Annotated in this window: 14 protein-coding genes; 8 read left to right on the forward strand and 6 right to left on the reverse strand. The window is 69.5% G+C overall.

What is annotated here, in order from left to right; all coding sequences use genetic code 11:
* Nucleotides 1-60 precede the first annotated feature (60 nt).
* From DL519_RS13940 to DL519_RS13950, 3 genes are all read left to right on the forward strand, one after another.
* Nucleotides 61-945 (forward strand): BKACE family enzyme, encoded by an 885-nt coding sequence (locus DL519_RS13940; RefSeq protein WP_190815284.1) that lies wholly within the window; start codon nucleotides 61-63, stop codon nucleotides 943-945.
* 147 nt (nucleotides 946-1092) lie between these two features.
* Nucleotides 1093-2055: a 3-hydroxyacyl-CoA dehydrogenase NAD-binding domain-containing protein gene (locus tag DL519_RS13945; RefSeq protein ID WP_190815286.1), complete on the forward strand. Its 963-nt coding sequence runs from the start codon at nucleotides 1093-1095 to the stop codon at nucleotides 2053-2055.
* Between the two features lie 5 nt (nucleotides 2056-2060).
* Nucleotides 2061-2492: a thioesterase family protein gene (locus tag DL519_RS13950; RefSeq protein WP_397545050.1), complete on the forward strand. Its 432-nt coding sequence runs from the start codon at nucleotides 2061-2063 to the stop codon at nucleotides 2490-2492.
* 352 nt (nucleotides 2493-2844) lie between these two features.
* On the opposite strand, the gene DL519_RS13955 is transcribed toward DL519_RS13950, so the two are convergent.
* Nucleotides 2845-3396 carry a hypothetical protein gene (locus DL519_RS13955; protein WP_190815300.1) on the reverse strand — a complete coding sequence of 184 codons (552 nt, stop codon included), beginning with the start codon at nucleotides 3394-3396 and terminating at the stop codon, nucleotides 2845-2847.
* A gap of 390 nt (nucleotides 3397-3786) precedes the next feature.
* Between DL519_RS13955 and DL519_RS13960 the strand changes: the two genes are divergently transcribed.
* Both DL519_RS13960 and DL519_RS13965 read left to right on the forward strand, forming a co-directional pair.
* Nucleotides 3787-4773, forward strand: a complete 987-nt coding sequence (locus tag DL519_RS13960; protein WP_223838949.1) for an ADP-ribosylglycohydrolase family protein — start codon at nucleotides 3787-3789, stop codon at nucleotides 4771-4773.
* A gap of 28 nt (nucleotides 4774-4801) precedes the next feature.
* Nucleotides 4802-4972: a hypothetical protein gene (locus tag DL519_RS13965; RefSeq protein ID WP_190815302.1), complete on the forward strand. Its 171-nt coding sequence runs from the start codon at nucleotides 4802-4804 to the stop codon at nucleotides 4970-4972.
* A gap of 632 nt (nucleotides 4973-5604) precedes the next feature.
* Here the strand turns inward: DL519_RS13965 and DL519_RS13970 are convergent.
* From DL519_RS13970 to DL519_RS13985, 4 genes are all read right to left on the reverse strand, one after another.
* A complete protein-coding gene (locus DL519_RS13970; RefSeq protein ID WP_190815306.1) occupies nucleotides 5605-6990 on the reverse strand; it encodes an FAD-binding oxidoreductase in 1386 nt (461 codons plus the stop codon).
* A gap of 155 nt (nucleotides 6991-7145) precedes the next feature.
* The gene (locus tag DL519_RS13975) at nucleotides 7146-8087 is read right to left on the reverse strand and encodes an NAD-dependent epimerase/dehydratase family protein (RefSeq protein WP_223838950.1); all 942 of its coding nucleotides are present in this window, start codon (nucleotides 8085-8087) and stop codon (nucleotides 7146-7148) included.
* 190 nt (nucleotides 8088-8277) lie between these two features.
* Complete coding sequence (locus tag DL519_RS13980) at nucleotides 8278-8481, reverse strand: cold-shock protein (protein ID WP_190815307.1); 204 nt, start codon at nucleotides 8479-8481, stop codon at nucleotides 8278-8280.
* A gap of 264 nt (nucleotides 8482-8745) precedes the next feature.
* Nucleotides 8746-9939: a Glu/Leu/Phe/Val family dehydrogenase gene (locus DL519_RS13985; RefSeq protein WP_190815308.1), complete on the reverse strand. Its 1194-nt coding sequence runs from the start codon at nucleotides 9937-9939 to the stop codon at nucleotides 8746-8748.
* A gap of 497 nt (nucleotides 9940-10436) precedes the next feature.
* Here DL519_RS13985 and DL519_RS13990 point away from each other — a divergent pair, with 497 nt between their 5' ends.
* Complete coding sequence (locus DL519_RS13990; RefSeq protein WP_190815310.1) at nucleotides 10437-11252, forward strand: hypothetical protein; 816 nt, start codon at nucleotides 10437-10439, stop codon at nucleotides 11250-11252.
* A gap of 149 nt (nucleotides 11253-11401) precedes the next feature.
* Nucleotides 11402-12997 carry an amidohydrolase gene (locus DL519_RS13995; RefSeq protein WP_190815312.1) on the forward strand — a complete coding sequence of 532 codons (1596 nt, stop codon included), beginning with the start codon at nucleotides 11402-11404 and terminating at the stop codon, nucleotides 12995-12997.
* A gap of 197 nt (nucleotides 12998-13194) precedes the next feature.
* Here the strand turns inward: DL519_RS13995 and DL519_RS14000 are convergent, their stop codons facing one another.
* Nucleotides 13195-14580, reverse strand: a complete 1386-nt coding sequence (locus DL519_RS14000) for an IS1380 family transposase (protein ID WP_397545032.1) — start codon at nucleotides 14578-14580, stop codon at nucleotides 13195-13197.
* A 451-nt stretch (nucleotides 14581-15031) separates the two neighbouring features.
* Between DL519_RS14000 and DL519_RS14005 the strand changes: the two genes are divergently transcribed.
* Complete coding sequence (locus DL519_RS14005) at nucleotides 15032-17248, forward strand: terpene synthase family protein (RefSeq protein WP_190815314.1); 2217 nt, start codon at nucleotides 15032-15034, stop codon at nucleotides 17246-17248.
* Nucleotides 17249-17288 lie beyond the last annotated feature (40 nt).

The raw sequence follows: 17288 nt of genomic DNA on the forward strand, positions 1-17288 counted from the left end.
CCCGGGCGCGGATTCCGGTGCGCCCGGGCGATCAGCCGCACCCACGGAAGGGAGAGCCCGATGGGCAACGAAGTGATCATCACCGCCGCGCTCACCGGCGCCGGTGACACCACCGGCAAGAGCGAGTTCGTCCCGGTCACCCCGGAGCAGATCGCCAAGTCCGCGGTGGAGGCCGCCGCGGCCGGCGCGGCCATGGTGCACATCCACGTCCGCAACATCGAGACCGGGCAGGGCTCCCGCGACGTGTCGCTCTACCGCGAGGTGGTGGAGCGGATCAAGGAGACCGGCATCGACGTGGTCATCAACCTCACCGCGGGGATGGGCGGCGACCTGGTCATCGACGTCGACGACCCGCTCAAGCCGGTGGACGGCACCGACCTGGTCAACGGCCTGGACCGGCTGCCGCACGTCGAGGAGCTGCTGCCGGACATCTGCACGCTGGACTGCGGTTCGCTGAACTTCGGGGAGGGCAGCCAGCTCTACATCTCCACCCCGGACATGCTGCGCGCCGACGCCAAGCGGATCCAGGAGCTGGGCGTCAAGCCGGAGCTGGAGATCTTCGACACCGGCAACCTGTGGTTCGCCACCAAGCTGATCGAGGAGGGGCTGATCGAGGCCCCGCCGCTGTTCCAGCTATGCGCGGGCATCCCGTGGGGCGCCCCGCCGGACCCAGGCCTGCTGCAGGCGATGGTGAACATGCTGCCCGCCGGCGCGAACTGGGCGAGCTTCGCCATCGGCCGCGACCAGCTGCGCTGGGTGGGCCTGACGGCCGCGCTGGGCGGCAACGTCCGCGTCGGCCTGGAGGACAACCTCTACCTGAGCCGTGGCGTCAAGGCCACCAACGGACAGCTGGTCGAACGCGCGGTGACGATCGTCGAGGGCATGGGCATGAGGGTCGCCACCCCGGACCAGGCCCGCGAACAGCTCGGCCTCGAGAAGCGTTGACACCAGACGTTCCGTAGGCCCTGGCGATTTCACGCGAAATCGCCATCCGTCCCCCGTGCGGACCGCCGATTTCGCGCGAAATCGCCCGCCCCACGACGCGAGCGGCTGCGGCCGCGTCGAAGACGACCTCGAAAAGGAATTCCCAAGTTGAACGAGAACACCCCCTCCCCCGCGGCGGTGCGGCGGGTCACGTGCATCGGTGCCGGTGTCATCGGCGGCGGCTGGGTCGCGCACTTCCTGGCGCGCGGCTACCAGGTGACCGCGTGGGACCCGGCCCCGGATTTCGAGGCCAAGCTGCGTCGGCTGGTCGACGCCGCGTGGCCCGCCCTGATCGAACTCGGGTTGGCCGACGGCGCCTCCCGCGACAACCTCGTCATCGCCCCGACGCTGGAAGAAGCCGTCGCCGAGGCCGACTTCGTGCAGGAGAGCGCGCCGGAAGACCTTGCGCTCAAACGGGATCTGCTGGCCCACATCGACGCGGCGACCCCGGCGGGCGTCGTGGTCTCGTCGTCCACATCCGGCTACGGCATGACCGAGATGCAGGTGGACTGCCCGACGCCGCAGCGGCTCGTGGTCGGGCACCCGTTCAACCCGCCATACCTCATCCCGCTGGTCGAGGTCGTCGGCGGCGAGCGGACCGAGCCGTGGGCGGTGCAGTGGGCAGCGGAGTTCTTCGAGGTCGCCGGCAAGTCGGTGATCACCATGGACCGCGAGGTGCCGGGCTTCATCGCCAACCGGCTGCAGGAGGCGATCTGGCGCGAGGCGCTGCACATGGTCGCCAACGGCGAGGCCACGCCGGCGCAGATCGACGCGTCGATCACCGAAGGGCCCGGCCTGCGCTGGCCGCTGCTCGGGCCGTGCCTGACCTTCCACCTTGCCGGTGGTGAGGGCGGCATGGCGCACATGCTGGACCACTTCGGCCCGTCGCTGAAGTCGCCGTGGACCCGGCTGGAGGCGCCGGAGCTCACCGACGAGCTGCGCGACGCCATGGTCAAGGGCTGTGAGGAGGCCGCCGACGGCCGCAGCATCGCCGAACTGGTCGCCGACCGCGACCTCGCGGTGATCGCCGTCATGCGTGCGATCGACGGCGTGCGGAACGGCAAGCCGTGACCGGGCTGCGGGAGTACCGGCAGCGGGTCCGTCCGGAGTGGATCGACTACAACGGCCACCTCAGCGAGGCCTACTACGTGCTGGTGTTCGGGTTCGCCACCGACGCGGTGATGGACCAGATGGGGCTGGACGCGTCCTACCGCACCGACACGGGCTGCTCGCTTTACACGGTGGAGGCCCACGTGCGCTACCTGCGGGAGGTCAAGTCGGCTTCGGACCTGGTGGTGACCAGCCGCATCGTGGGCACCGGCGCCAAGAAGGTTCGCATCTGCCACGAGATGTCGGCTGACGGTGCCTTGGTGGCGACCGAGGAGATCATGGCGCTGCACGTGGACGGCCAGAAGGGCGGCACGACGCCGTTCCCGACGGCTGTGGCGGAGCGGTTCGCCGCCCTGGCCGAGCCCGCGCCGGAGTACGCGGGCCGATCCATCGGCTGAACGCCTCGGGTGAGCGGGACCCCTGGGTCCCGCTCACCTGGCGACAACAACCCGGTCGAGCACCGCACACCGCTAGCTAGGACGAGGAACGCACCGGCGGCAGCGAGCATCCGGGCTTCGGGATATCCGCCGACGGCGAGGAATCCGGCGCAAGCGGCCGCCGCGCCCAACACCACCGCGAGGACGAGTTCCGCGGGCCCAGACCCGCCGCGGCACCGACGCCGCGCGCGGTCTCGTGCACCCCGCAGACCACCGCGGCGGCGATGATGAATCACGCCTCCTGCTGCCGACAACACGGGGGTGCCGAAGGAGATCCCGTAGCGGATCGGAAGTGCGGGCGCGAAGAAGAACATCAGGAACCAGCGCAACGACGCGCCGACCGCCGTGATCCCCGGAGCCCGGCCTGAGCGGTCGGCAGCCGGCGCGCGACCAACCTCGCCATGACGAGCACCACGGCCGCACCCGCCATCATCGGCGCCGCCGCTGTGAGGCGCCCGAGGTTGTAGAGCAATGCGGTCTCGTAGACCGCCGGCAACAGGACACCCAGTGCCGCCGCCGAAACCACGAAGACCGCCAGGTCCGCCACCGAATCGGCCCGCTCTCGGTGGCCAGCGGAAAGCCGCGCCACGAACCACGGCGTCACCAGCCCGGACGCGACTCGGAGCACGATGTCCTCGAGCGTGTACGGGTTGAGCAGCGACCACTCGATCAAGCAGAAGGCCGCCGTGTAGGAAACCGCCACCGGCCACACTGCGGCCCGCCGGAACACCTCGGAGCAGAACCACCGGCAGATCGTCAGGTAGGCCAGCACCACGAACGGCAGCTCCAAGAATGCCTGCACGCGCAACAGGCTCCACGACAGCAGTTCCAGACGCGGCCACACCTCGGCCAGCCACTTGATCATCGGGTTGTCGTCGGCCAGATCGAACCAGCCGTTGGGCAAGTAGCGGCGATGAAGGCCGGATCGCGCCGTGCCACACCCGCATCAGGTAGACCGTGCACAACACCTGGTTCAGGTAAATCGCGCCCGACACCACGAGCAGCCAGAAACCCGGATGCCGCAACGAGGTTGTGCGCTCCGCGCCGTGCGGACGGGACCACCGCCAGCCGACCAAGGCTGCCACTGCGGACAAGACGATCAAGGCGCCCAGGACGGCCGGCACCATTTTCTCCCAGGTTGAAAGCGCGTTCGAGGCAGCGCCTATACAGGGGAAGGCGGGAAGTTGACCACGTCCGTTCCCCCGCGCTGGGCGTACCGTTGACACCAACAACCTGTGTCCTCGGGAGGTCGCGGGTGAACTCGACCGGTCCCGCGTCGGCGAACGACCGCGCCCGCGGGTTGTTCACAGGAGTCGGACTCGGCGACGCCATGGGCGCCCCGTTCGAAGGCAAACCACCGGCCAGCGAGCTGACCTTGCGGGAGTTCGAGTACTCCAACCACCAGCTGCGCTACACCGACGACACCGCGCTGACCATAGCCGTGGCCGAACACCTGCTGGAGCGTGCCCGCCTCGGCGGGCACCTGCTAGCCGAGGGCGAGCTCGCCGCCGCCCTTGCCTGCGCCTGGAACCGAGAACCGTGGCGCGGATTCGCCACCTCGGCGGCGGACCTGTTCGGGCAGCTCAACTCGGGCGTGCCGTGGCGGGATGCGGCCGTGTCGATGTTCCGCGGGCAGGCTTCGTTCGGCAACGGCGCCGCGATGCGCTGCGCGCCGGTGGCGTTGGCCGCGCAAAGCGCCCACCACGCCGCGGAACTGGGCCGCCGCGCGGCATCGGTGACCCATGGCCACCCCGACGGGCTGGAAGGCGCGGCGGTGCAGGCCTGCAGCGCGTACCTGGCCCTGCACACCCGCGGGTCGCTCGACCCGGAATCTTTCCCGGGCAAGCTGGCCCACGTCATCCACGAACCGGAGTGGGTGCGGCGGCTGCAAGCGGTCGCCGCACAGCTTGGGCACCGGGCCCCGCACCGCGCCGCCGAGGAGCTCGGCAACGACGTGCGGGCCACGCATTCGGTGCCGCTGGCGCTGTGGGCGTTCCTCGGCCACGCCGAAAGCCCGGTCGACGTCGTGCGGCAGTGCATCCGGGCCAGCGGCGACACCGACACCATCGCCAGCATGGCGGCGGCGCTCGCCGGGGCCATGCGCGGCGCCGCTGGCTGGCCGCAGTCATGGCTGCGCCGCTTGGAGGGCCTCCCCCGGCTGCACGACCTGGGCGACCAGCTCGCGGCGGTTGTCGCCGTGAGCCGCGCGCCGCGCGGCCGGGCTCGTTACCGTTGCGGTTGATCCGACCAGCAACCGACTGGAGGAATCGATGGACCCCGAAACCCCGGAAGCCGACGCCGCCGAACAGGCGCGCCAAGCCGAGGAAGTGCCCGACGAGGAAGAGCCGGAACCGATCGAGGTCCCCCTCGACGCCGACCCCGCGGACCTCGCCGACCAGCACCGCCCGGTCCCGGTGGACGACTCCTACGACCACGACTGACCGGTCCACCGGCGATTCCAGTGAGCGTTCTCCAACCTCTTCTTGCGTAGCGGTGCGGGTAGCGGAACCTCAGAGGCCTTCTCGGCTGTGGGAGCCCGGACACACGTAGGACCACGCGTCCGGGCTGTCCTTCCGGTCGGCATCGTGCTGGTCTACCCGATCCTGCGGAGCCTCGCCGACGCCCGCAGTGCCGCCGCCGAGCACTGAAGCCAGCCCCGCCAGCCGGGGTTGGCGCCGGGTGGGTCGGCGCAATTTCGCGAGAAATTGACCGTCACCCGGGTGAACGTCGATTTCTCGCGAAATTGCACCCCGCCCCACGGCACGGCGCGGGGTGATCACGGAACGTGGTGGGTCGGTTCATCAGGGGGCGGTGCGATTTCTCGCGAAATTGTCCGCACCTGCGCGCTGGGCGGATCAGGGTTGGCAGTTGGGGCAGTGTGGTATGCGACTCGGGCTTCGACGCCGTCGAGAAGACCGCTGAGAACCCGCGGCGGTGCCAGTTGCGAGGTAGGCAAAGGCGGCTACGCCGCTTGCGACAGCCCCGTACCGATGGGGCTTCCAGCATCGCGGCTGCGGATCGGCCAGGGTGGGCTCAATGCGAATCGGCGCGCTGATTTCCGATTGAAATCGCCTCAGACCGGGTCGGGGAGGACTCGGCCGGGGTTGAGGATGCCGTGGGGGTCGAGGGCGTTCTTGATCGTTCGCTGGGTCCACAGGCCCGCGTCGTCGAGCTCCTCGCCCAGCCAGCGCCGCTTGAGGTGGCCGACGCCGTGCTCACCGGTGATGGTGCCGCCGAGCTCCAGCCCCAGTTCCATGATCGCGTCGAACGCGTGCTGCGCGCGGACCGCCTCGTCCGGGGCGTCGGCATCGAAGGCGACGACCGGATGCATGTTGCCGTCGCCGGCATGCCCGGCGCACAGCACCTGCACCCGGTGCTGCTCCGCGATCCTCCCCAGTCCCTCGACCAGGTCCACCAGCCGCCGCCGGGGCACGCACACGTCGTCGACCAGCAGCGACAGGCCGAGCTTCTCGTGGGCGTCCCCGACCAGCCGCCGGGCCCGCATCAGCAGCTCGCCCTCGGCCGGGTCGTCCGCGACGACCACCTCGGTGGCGGCGAAGGAACGAGCCACGCGCTCGAAGGCCGCCAGGTCGGCCGGAGCGGCCTCGCCGCGGTCGGACTGCACGAGAAGCATTCCTGCCACGCCGTCCGGGAAGCCGAGGTCTGCGATGCGCTGCACCGCGCGCACCGTCGGGGCGTCCATGAACTCCAGCACCGACGGCCGGTAGCCCTCCCCCAGGTATCCGGCGACGGTGCGGGCCGCGTCGGCGATCGTCGGGAAGAACGCGACCGCGGTCAGCGGCTGCGCTGCGGCCGGCCGCAGCGCGACGGTGACCTCGGTGACCACGCCGAGGGTTCCCTCGGAGCCGACCATCAGCCGGGTCAGGTCGTAGCCGGCGACGCCCTTGGCGGTGCGGCGGCCGGTGCGCATCACCCGGCCGTCGGCGAGCACCACCTCCAGGCCGCGCACGAAGTCGCCGGTCACGCCGTACTTCACGCAGCACATACCCCCGGCGTTGGTGGCCACGTTGCCACCGATGGTCGAGATGCTGCGGGAACCCGGGTCGGGCGGGTAGAACAGCCCGTGCTCGGCGACCTTCGCCGCGAACACGCCGTTGACAACGCCGGGCTGCACGACGGCGATCTGCTCGTCGGTGTCGATCTCGACGATCTGGTCCATCTTATCCAGCGAGAGCAGGATGCAGCCGTCGATGGCGTTGGCCGCGCCGGACAGCCCGGAGCGTGCGCCCTGCGGCACCACCGGAACCCGGTTCTCGTGCGCCCACTTCAGCGTCGTCGCGACGTCCTCAGTGGACCGCGCGCGGACCAGCACCGATGGTTTTCCGGCCGGGCAGAAGGTGGCCCGGTCCCTGCGGTGGGCCTCCAGCACGTCGACGTCGTCGAACACGCGGCCTTCCGGCAACAGCTCCCGCAGCGGGTGCACGTCAGTGGCGGTCATCGGCTGCTCTCGTCTCCGGCCTCGGGGGACATGATCTTACTTCTGAACCTAACCCGTGCCAGCGCGGATCTCCCAGCCCCCGGACCGCAGTGTGCGCGCTTGCTCGCGCTGGAACGATCATGGACCCGCCGAGCGGCGCCGCAGTTCACCCGCGACTAGCCGGACCAAAGGCCGAACAAGGCGGCAAATCCCTCACGCCAGCTCGGCCACATCGGCCGCCAGCCCAGCGTTTCGCGTAATCGGAAGTTGGTGGCACCGCGCTGCTCGGTCAGCTGGTGCACGGTCAACCAGTCCAGCTGCGCCCTGGCCTGGTCCATGGTCAGCGAAACCGGGGCCGGGCCGCCCGCCATCCGCGCGTAGGCCGGTAACCATTCCATCGATTCGGCCGGCTCGTTGTCCACGACATTGTAGGTGCCTGGCTCACCGCCGGTGACCAACGCGAGCACCGCCCCGGCCGCGTCGTCGACGTGGGTGAACGACGTCAGGCCGACGCCATCGTCCACCAGCGGTAGCGCGCTGCCGCAGACCCGCGCGTGGATCGTCCCGCCCGGCGCGTAGTGGGTGCTCGGGCCGTACAGCGCGCCGTAGCGCAGCGCGACGCCCTCGATGTCCGGACAGGTCAGCACCGCTTCTTCTATCGCCGCAAGGGCTCGGACCGCGTCGCCCCAGCAGCCCGGCGCGTCTGTCCACAGTGGTGATTCCTCGTCCAGCACGTCGTGCCCGTGCGGGCGGTAGGCGGCGGTCATGCTCTGACCGATGATGCGCCGCGCGCCCACCTCGACGGCGGCCTCGACCAGATTCCGGGACCCGCGCTCGCGCAACTGCGCGGTGCGGCGCAAGCCCTCGTCCAGGTCGGCTCTTCCGAAGCCGGACGTCTGGTCGATGACCACGTCCGGCTCGACGCGGCGCAATTCCCGGCGCAATCCGGCCGAATCCAACAGGTCGGCGACTGCGACGTCGTCGGCCGTAGCCGCGCCGTCCAGCCGGTCCGCGTGGCGGACGAGCGCGGTCACGTGATGACCGCGGTCCCGCAGCAGCGGAAGCAGTGTTCTCCCGACCACGCCGGTCGCACCGGCGACAACCACACGCAGGGGCACTTCGACCTCGCACCGGGTTAAACGTCAGCGGGCTGGAAGCGTACCCCGGCGACGTACCCCTTAATGAGTGAAAAGGGTTGTCCTCCTCGGCGGCAGACCGGCACCGCAGGCGGCCCGGATCTGCCGCCCATCGGAGGCGGCATCAGAGCTCTCTCCGATGCGTCGTCATGCCTGTCCGGCACGACCTGGTTCAGATCACGCGGATGTCCGCGGCCTGCGGACCCTTCGGCCCCTGAGCGATCTCGAACTCCACCCGCTGCTCTTCCTCCAGCGTGCGGAAACCGGTGGATTGGATCGCGGAGTAGTGGGCGAAGACGTCAGCGTCACCGCCGTCGGGGGTGATGAACCCGTAGCCCTTCTCCGCGTTGAACCACTTCACCTTACCGGTAGCCATTCCTTGTTTCTCCTGATTCTGCTGGCCAGGGTCGACACTGCGCAGACCCCCGGTCGCCGAGCTGGTCACCCGGTGCCCAACGCTGCTGCGGAGCACCACGGCACAAAAAAAGTGCCTGCGTTCTGGCAGGCACTTTCCAGTACTGCTGGGACCAAAACTGCAACCACCGCAAAGCTAGCACTCCGACTGCGGGTTGTCACACATCGATTGCCCCGTGTGAGCAACGAGCCAACCCGCAGCCGCAGCACCTCGAAACCGCTGTCGTCAGGGGATGCTCAGCAGCCCGCGACCAGCCGCCTCAGCGGCCCGATTCTCCTCGTTCCGGTGCTCGGCGAGCAGCAGTGCTGCGGTCCGCGGCGTGTGCCCCTCGGTGTCCCAGGCCGCCAGCAGCGGCGGGATCTTGGCCAGCATCTCCTCGCGCAACACCTGGAACGAGAGCACCGGATCGGCGTCGACCCGCCCGAGCAGCAACCACCACGCCCAAGCCACCGCGCCGGCGTTGGCGACGAAGTCCGGGATCACCGGAATGCCGCGTGTCGCGAGCATTTCCTCTGCGTCCGAGGTGACCGGGGTGTTGGCCGCCTCGATGATCACCTTCGCGGCGATCTCCGGCACCTGCGGCGCCTTGATCGTGAACGAGACCGCGGCCGGGATCAGCACGTCCACCTCGGCGGAGAGGACGGCTTCGCGCGGCAGCCGCTGGACGTCCGGCGGCACCTGGGCCCGGTCGATCTCGCCGAAGCGGTCGCGGGTTTCCAGCAGCGCTGGGACATCCAGCCCGTCCGGGTGGAACAGGGTGCCCGCCGCGTCGGCCAGCGCGACGACCTTGAGCCCCGCCTCGTGCAGGTAGTAGGCCGCGCCGCCGCCCATCGTGCCGACGCCCTGCACGGCCACTGTGGTCTCCTGCTGCGCCCAGCCGCGGGCGTGCACGACGCCCAGGCAGCTCTGCGCGACGCCGTAGCCGCCGACCACGTCGCCGAGGAGCAGTCCGCCCGGCACCGGCGCGTTGAGCCCGGCGCGAACCCGGCGAAGCGTGCGCTCCGCGTCCGGCGCCCGGCGGATCGCCGCGTGGTAGGACTGGTGCAGCCCGACCTCGGCGAACACCTCGTCGATCAAGTGCTGCGGCACCCCGAGGTCCTCGGCCGTCACCCAGTGCGCATCGAGCCACGGTCGCATCGCCTGAACGAAACGGCTCAGCACGCCGCGGGCGGCGGGATCCTTCGGATCGCAGTCGATGCCGCCCTTCGCGCCGCCGACCGGCAGGTCGAACACGGCAGTCTTGCGCGCCATGCCTCGGGCCAGTGCCTCCACCTCGGACAGCGTGCAGCCGGCACGCATCCGAGTCCCGCCGGTGGCGAGACCGGACACCAAGCTGTGCACGACCAAGTAACCGTTGCAGCCGGTCACCGAGTCCGTCCAGATCACCCTCATCAGCGGGTCGCGGTCGACGAGTGCCACGGGCCGAACCTCCTCTCAGAGCGCATACCTGACACGGGCGCGCACGCCCGGGATCCATCAGTGATCGATGTTGCGGCGACCCGCGGGGCACCCGCGTCCGTCACCGGCACTGCCGAAGACTTCGGTCAGTGATGTCGCAGCCAAAGCGAGGAAGAAGACAACCAACGAGCCGGACTGGGGTTGCGATAAGACTCGGTTCGCATAGCACACCTCCCGCGTCCGGCTGGAATGGCTCGAAATTAAACGGGACCTCGTCGGATTGTCAACAATCTGCGCTCAGCGCTCTCGTTACGTCATCGGAACGGGTGCGTGTCCCCCAGTTACCTGGGAGTTCGGGGGGTCACAAGTTGTTGCGAAACGTGATCAACTGGGCCGCGACGATCACCCGGACGGGGTCTTAAGCTTCCGGTCACGACGTACGACGGTGCCGCGCGAACCAGACCGGAACTTGGCCGAAACGGCTCCCACGGTTCCCGCGCGACTGGGAGGATGCAGGCATGAGCCAACCGGGACCCCATGACCGACCGGGATCGCTGGACGAGGTCTCGCAGCAGCAGCTGATCCAGGAGATCGGCCGCGTCATCGTGCGCTCCCTCCCTCCCGGCTGGCAGCAAGCCACCGTCGAATACCGCGAACTCGGCGACCACCACGAACTCGTCGCGCAACTGATCGCCCCCAACGGCACGGTCGTTCCGCTGGCCGTGCCCACCGAAGTCGCTGGTCTGTTCGTGCAGCTGCGCCACGGCATGTACCAGCCCGACCGCGGCACCTGGATCAGCGCGCTCTACCGGCTGCAGCGACCGGGTAGCTACACCGTCGACTTCAACGGCGACTACGAGCCGAACTGGCGCGTCGCTCCCCCACCCGAAGCCTTCGCCGAGGAGCTGCGCCGCTACCCGCGCCCCCCGGCGGCCACGCCGGACTGGCTGGCGCCGCCGAGCACTGGGCCGGGGCTGCGCACCGCGGAGGTCTTCGACGACGGCGGACGGCCGATCACCGAGCGGCCGGGGCTCGACCCGGCCGAACTCGACCAGGTGGCGGAGTACCTGGAGCGGGCCCCGGTCGTGCTGGCCGCGCGCAGCTACGACACCGACCGGCTGGATCCGAACCGCAGCCCGGCGGTGCCGATGACCTTCCACACCGACGGCAGCTGGATCTGGCCCGGCGCGGTCGGCTACTACCTGCGCCAGCACGGCGTCGCGCCGGAGGCGGAGCTGGTGGCCCACATCCGCAGCCGCAGCTTCCAGATCCCCGAGGTCGACGAGTCCGCCCGCGAGCAGGCCGTCGCGGTCATCACCGGCGACGGCCGCTGACAGCCCGCTGCGCTCGGCGCGATTTCGCGCGAGATCGACAGCGCCTCGCGCGCTGAGGGGACGCCTCCGGGCGGAGTGGCGCGGCGAGCCGGACTTCTGGTTCGCCGAAGACGGGCTGCTTCTCGGCGTGATGCTGCGACAATCTCGGCATGCGCGAGGTGGCCTTCATGGGCGGGCCGGTGGCCACAATGGACGCCGCGCGCTCGTTCACCGACGCCGTCACGGTGCGCGGCGGCCGGATCGCGGCCGTCGGGGACGCCGCCGTACGAGCCCGGTTGACCCCGTCGACCGAGGTGATCGACCTCGGCGGCCGGCTGCTGCTGCCCGGTTTCCACGACGCGCACGTGCACCCGGTGTACGGCGGCATCGAGCGGCTGCGCTGCGACCTCACCGAATGCCTCGACGCCGCCGACTGCCTGCGGCTCATCGCCGAGTTCCGGCCGGATGCGGGCTGGGTGCTCGGCGGCGGCTGGGACACGGGGCAGTTCCCGCACGGCACGCCCGACCGCGACGCCCTGGACGCCGTGACCGGCGACCGTCCGGCGTACCTGCTCAACCGTGATCACCACGGCGCGTGGGTGAATTCCGCGGCGCTGCGGCTGGCCGGGATCGACCGGGACACCCCGGATCCGCCGGACGGCCGGATCGAACGCGACGCCGCCGGCGAACCCGCCGGGACCCTGCACGAGGGCGCCACCCGCCTGGTCGAGCACGTGCTGCCGCCGGCCGGCGCCCAGGAGTACCTCGCGGGGCTGCTGGAGGGGCAGCGCTACCTGCATTCGTGCGGGGTGACGTCCTGGCACGACGCGATCATCGGCCCGTACCTCGGCTACGACGACCCGCTGGAGACATACCTGAGCGCCGACCGGCAGAGCCTGCTGACCGGCAAGGTCCGCGGCGCGCTGTGGTGGGACCGCGCTCGCGGCAGGGAACAGATCGAGGAGCTCCGCCAGCGGCGCAGGCGGGCGCGCGGGCGGCGGTTCCGCGCAGACGCGGTGAAGATCATGCAGGACGGGGTGTGCGAGAGCTTCACCGCCGCGCTGCAGCTGCCCTACCTCGGCAACCACGGCCGCGGCATGTCCTTCGTGGACCCCGATGTCCTCTCGGCCGTGGTGCCCGAGCTCGCCTCCGACGGCTTCCAGCTGCACTTCCACGCCATCGGCGACCAAGCGGTGCGCGACGTGCTGGACGCGCTGGCCGCGGCCACCACCGGCCGGGACCTGCGCCACCAGATCGCCCACGTGCAGGTGGTGCACCCAAGCGATGTCCCGCGGTTCCACGAACTCGGCGTCACCGCGACGATCCAGCCCCGCTGGGCGGTCAACGACGCCGCCATGACCGAGCTGACCGTGCCGCACCTGGGACACCGGCGAGCCGGTTGGCAGTACCCGTTCCGGTCGCTGCGCGCCGCCGGAGCGGTGCTCGCCGCCGGCAGCGACTGGCCGGTCTCCGACGCCGATCCGATGCAGGCGGTGCACGTTGCGGTCAACCGGCGCGAACCCGGCACCGACGATGCGCCGTTCTTGCCGGAACAAGCACTGGACCTGGTGGATGCGCTCGCCGCGTACACCGCGGGCAGTGCCTGGGTGAACCACGTGGACGGCGACACCGGCACCGTCGAAGTGGGCAAGGCCGCCGATCTCGTCGTGCTCGACCGAGACCCGTTCTCGTTGCCACCAGAGGAAATCGGGCGGTGCCGGGTGGACCTGACGATGGTCGACGGCGTGCTCGTGCACGAGCGTTAGAGAATGAAACCTGCGTGTTTTGCGCAGCGGTGCGGGTGACGGAACCTCAGCCCCAATCCACCGAGGCGGGTTTGAAGTGATCTTGGTTTCCTTTGTTGATCATTGTGGTGGGGTGTGGACGTGCGGAATCCGCTGGTCTGCCCAGCTTTTCCATGGTTCCTGGGTTGGGCCCTTGCGGGCGGGTTGGGGGAGGGTGATCAGGCTGTTTCGGGTGGGGCGTGGGTGGTGTGGAACAGGTGGTGCCAGTCGTGTTGGCGGGGCCAGTTTTCCGGGAGGTGCAGTGTGATCGAGCGGGCTCGTCGGGCCACCCGTGCCGGGATGTTGATCAGTGTGCGGCGCAGGGTCGCGGCGCGGGCTTTGGCGTGGAAAGCACTGGTCAGACTGCCTGCGGCGCGCAGCAGGTTGTGGGTCAGGGCGGCCAGCGTCAGCCAGGCGGCGTTGGCGCTGAAGACCCCGGATGGGATGTGGGCCAGCGGGCCGTGTTTGAGGTCGTCGTTGACATGTTCGATGATCGCGTGCGCACGGTGGGTTTTCTCCGCCTCGACCAGCGGCTGGCTGCTGGTGGTGAAGCAGGCGTGATACCGCCAGACGGGAAACAGGGCATCAGCGTGGTTTTTGTCTTTGACCCGGCGCACGATCAACCGACCAGCCACCCGATGGGCTTTATCGCTGGCGAAGGCGGTGAATTCGGTTTCCGCGATCTCGGCGTCACTGACCCAGGACTGGCTGGCCTCGTCCCAGACGGCCTGGGGATACTTGATCGCCGTCCACGCGTCCTCGGCGATGCCGGCGATCGCGCGCTGCACGTTCGGATACTGCGCCACCGTGATCGACACCTCCACACCTTGCGCCCGGCAGGCGGAGACGACTTCGCCTACGTAGAAGGCGGAATCACCGCGAAACAGCATCCGGCCCGGCCCGGCGCCGCACCGCCGTGCAAGGTTGATCGTCTCGGTGACCAACGACGCCGCACCCCGCGCCGAGCCGGCGTTGCCGCCACGCATCCTCGTGGCGGCAACCACCGGCGCCGATCGGGGCGTGGACAGCGTGGTCAGCAGCGGGTGGTAACCCCGCAGCCGCACATTGTGACCGCCGATCTTGGTGTGCCCGAACGCCGCACCCTGCTTCGCGTGGCCGAACACCCTGCCCAGGGTGGAATCAGCATCGATGAACGTCCTCTCAGCGGCGCCGGCCAGCACCGGAGTCTGCCGGGCCATGCCCACCAGGCACTCCCGCGCGGCCGACTCCACCTGCCGGGCATGCCCCCACGTCAAAGCACGCAGAAACGTGCCCACAGTGGACGGTGCCCGGATCCCGCCGAACAACTTCGGCATCGCCCCATGCCGGATCACATCGAGATCATCAATGCTGTCGGCGCCGGTGAGCATCCCGGCCACGATCGAGCCCACCTTCGCATCCGCATTCGCACCCTCCGAACCGGGAACCCGGACACCCTCGGCGACAAGCTCGGACAACCCGACGCGTTCGGCCAACCGCATCACCGGAACCAGCCCCGCCGAAGCCACCAGATTCGCATCGTCGAACACCGCGCTCACCCGCGCCGCACTATGAGAAGATCGCACCTGCGAGATGCCCTTCCAATCCATGTTGATCGATCCCTACGCAAGATCAATCATCCCAGGTCAGAAGGGCATCTCGTGCTCTCGCCACCGAACCGTTACCCAAGATCATCGGTGGATTGGGGCTCAGCGGCCTTCTCGCTGTGGGATCCCGACATCATGAATGCCAATTCACGACGTCAGGGCTGTCCTCGCGAGATAACCCGGGTGCGGGGTGTCCCCAGGACACTGTTGAGAATCCGCGGCGATGCAAGCTGGATCTCACACCGCAAGCGGCTTCCGCCGTTTATAAAACGGCGGAAGGGTGACCCACCGCAGCGCCGCGCTGGGCTGGTCGGGCGATCCCGAATCCCGATCGTGTACAACCCGTTCCGCGGGCATTGGCCGTCGCGGCCTTCGCTGGTTTCGTGCCCAGGGTCGGCGACCATCGCAGAGAGGTCAGGTGCGCGAACCAATGCAGCCCTTTCGACTGCCGGATTTCTACCTGTCCTACCCGGCGCGGCTGAACCCGAACCTCGGACGGGCGCGCGAGCACAGCAAGGCGTGGGCCTACGGGATGGACATGATCGACGTGCCGCAAGAAGGCAAGCCGATCTGGGACGAAGCGGACTTCGACCGCCACGACTACGCGCTGCTGTGCGCGTACACGCATCCGGACGCGGACGGTACGGAGCTGGACCTGATCACTGACTGGTACGTGTGGGTGTTCTACTTCGACGACCACTTCGTCGAGCTCTACAAGCGGAATCCGGACCTGGCCGGGGCGCGCGAGCACCTCGAACGGCTGCCCGCTTTCATACCGGTCGAAGGCCCGATCACGGCGGAACCGACGAACCCGGTGGAGCGCGGCCTGGCCGACCTGTGGGCCCGCACGGTACCGGCGATGAGCCCGGACTGGCGGCGGCGGTTCGCCGAGAACACCAAGCACCTGCTGGACGAATCGCTTTGGGAACTGGCCAACATCAGCGAGGCCCGGCTGTCCAATCCCATCGAGTACGTGGAGATGCGCCGCAAGGTGGGCGGCGCGCCGTGGTCGGCGAACCTGGTTGAGCACGCCGTCGGCGCGGAGGTTCCGGCCGAGATCGCCGCGACCCGCCCGATGGAGGTGCTGCGCGACACCTTCTCCGACGCCGTGCACCTGCGCAACGACCTGTTCTCCTACGAGCGCGAGGTGCAGGACGAGGGCGAGTTGAGCAACGGCGTGCTGGTCTTCGAGAAGTTCCTCGGCTGCACGACGCAGGAAGCCGCGGACGCGGTCAACGACCTGCTCACCTCCCGGCTGCACCAGTTCGAGCACACCGCGGTGACGGAGGTGCCGCGACTGCTCGACGAGCACGGCATCGACCCGGCCGGACGGCTGGCGGTGCTCGGCTACGTGAAGGGCCTGCAGGACTGGCAGTCCGGCGGGCACGAGTGGCACGTGCGCTCCGGCCGCTATCCGGACGGCTCCGCCACGCCGACCGTGCTGGCCGGGCCGACGGGGCTGGGCACCTCGGCGGCGCGCATCGTCTCGTCGCTGATTTCGACCGCGCCGCAACGATTGCGCAGCTTCACCCACGTTCCGTTCCAGCCGGTGGGCGAGATCCGGCGGCGGGAGATCTACCTGCCGTACGCGGTTTCGATGTGCCCGCACCTCGACGTCTCGCGGGAGCACACCGTCGAATGGGCCCGCGCCGTGGGGATGTTCGACGAGGTGCCGCTGATCTGGAACGAGCAGATGCTGCGGGCCAACGACCTCCCGCACTGCTCCGCCGGGCTCGACCCGGACGCCACCGTCGAGGAACTCGACCTTTCCTCGGCCTGGCTGACGTGGGGCACCTACGGCGACGACTACTACCCGCGGGTCTTCGGCCGCACCGGCGACATCGCGGGGGCGAAGGCGCTCAACGCCCGGCTGGAGGAGCTGATGCCCGTCGAGGGCACCAGCCCGATCATCCCGGTTAACATGATGGAGCGCGGCCTGGCCGACCTGTGGGAGCGAACCACCGGCCCGATGTCGCTCGACGCGCGGCGGACCTTCCGGAAGACACTGGAAGTCATGCTCGACTCCTGGCTCTGGGAGCTGGACAACCACCGCCAGAACCGGATTCCGGACCCGATCGACTACATCGAGATGCGGCGCCGAACCTTCGGCTCGGACCTCACCATGAGCCTGTCCCGCTTCTCCCACAAGCAGGCGGTGCCGTCGGAGATCTACCGGACCCGCACGATCCGCAGCATGGAGAACGCGGCGACCGACTACGCGACGCTGCTCAACGACGTCTTCTCGTACCGCAAGGAGATCGAGTACGAGGGCGAGGTGCACAACGCGGTGCTGGTGGTGCAGAACTTCCTGGACTGCGACCAGGATCGGGCATTCGACGTCGTGCACGAGCTGATGACCGCGCGGATGCAGCAGTTCCAGCGCACCGTGGAAGTCGAGCTGCCGGCGTTGTTCGACGAGTACGACCTGGATGCCGAGTCCCGCGCGGCGCTGGAACGCTACGCTTCCGAACTGCAGGACTGGATGGCGGGGATCCTGAACTGGCACCAGGAATGCCGGCGGTACTCCGACTCCGAGCTGCGCCACAACGTCCCGCTCGCCCCGGCACCGAGCGTCCTCCGCGGTCCCAACGGCCTCGGCACCGCGCTGGCCCGCCTGGCATCGTCCTGGGACCCGGTGCTCGGCTGAGTCCCGACGCGGCGCAATTTCGCGAGAAATCGACCGTCAC

The organism is Saccharopolyspora pogona (assembly GCF_014697215.1).
Taxonomy (GTDB): domain Bacteria; phylum Actinomycetota; class Actinomycetes; order Mycobacteriales; family Pseudonocardiaceae; genus Saccharopolyspora; species Saccharopolyspora hattusasensis.

Coding starts and splice junctions, on each gene's coding strand:
- DL519_RS13940 (WP_190815284.1), top strand. CDS start 61: ATGGGCAACGAAGTGATCATCACCGCCGCGCTCACCGGCGCCGGTGAC.
- DL519_RS13955 (WP_190815300.1), bottom strand. CDS start 3,396: ATGATCAAGTGGCTGGCCGAGGTGTGGCCGCGTCTGGAACTGCTGTCG.
- DL519_RS13965 (WP_190815302.1), top strand. CDS start 4,802: ATGGACCCCGAAACCCCGGAAGCCGACGCCGCCGAACAGGCGCGCCAA.
- DL519_RS13970 (WP_190815306.1), bottom strand. CDS start 6,990: ATGACCGCCACTGACGTGCACCCGCTGCGGGAGCTGTTGCCGGAAGGC.
- DL519_RS13980 (WP_190815307.1), bottom strand. CDS start 8,481: ATGGCTACCGGTAAGGTGAAGTGGTTCAACGCGGAGAAGGGCTACGGG.
- DL519_RS13990 (WP_190815310.1), top strand. CDS start 10,437: ATGAGCCAACCGGGACCCCATGACCGACCGGGATCGCTGGACGAGGTC.
- DL519_RS13995 (WP_190815312.1), top strand. CDS start 11,402: ATGCGCGAGGTGGCCTTCATGGGCGGGCCGGTGGCCACAATGGACGCC.
- DL519_RS14005 (WP_190815314.1), top strand. CDS start 15,032: ATGCAGCCCTTTCGACTGCCGGATTTCTACCTGTCCTACCCGGCGCGG.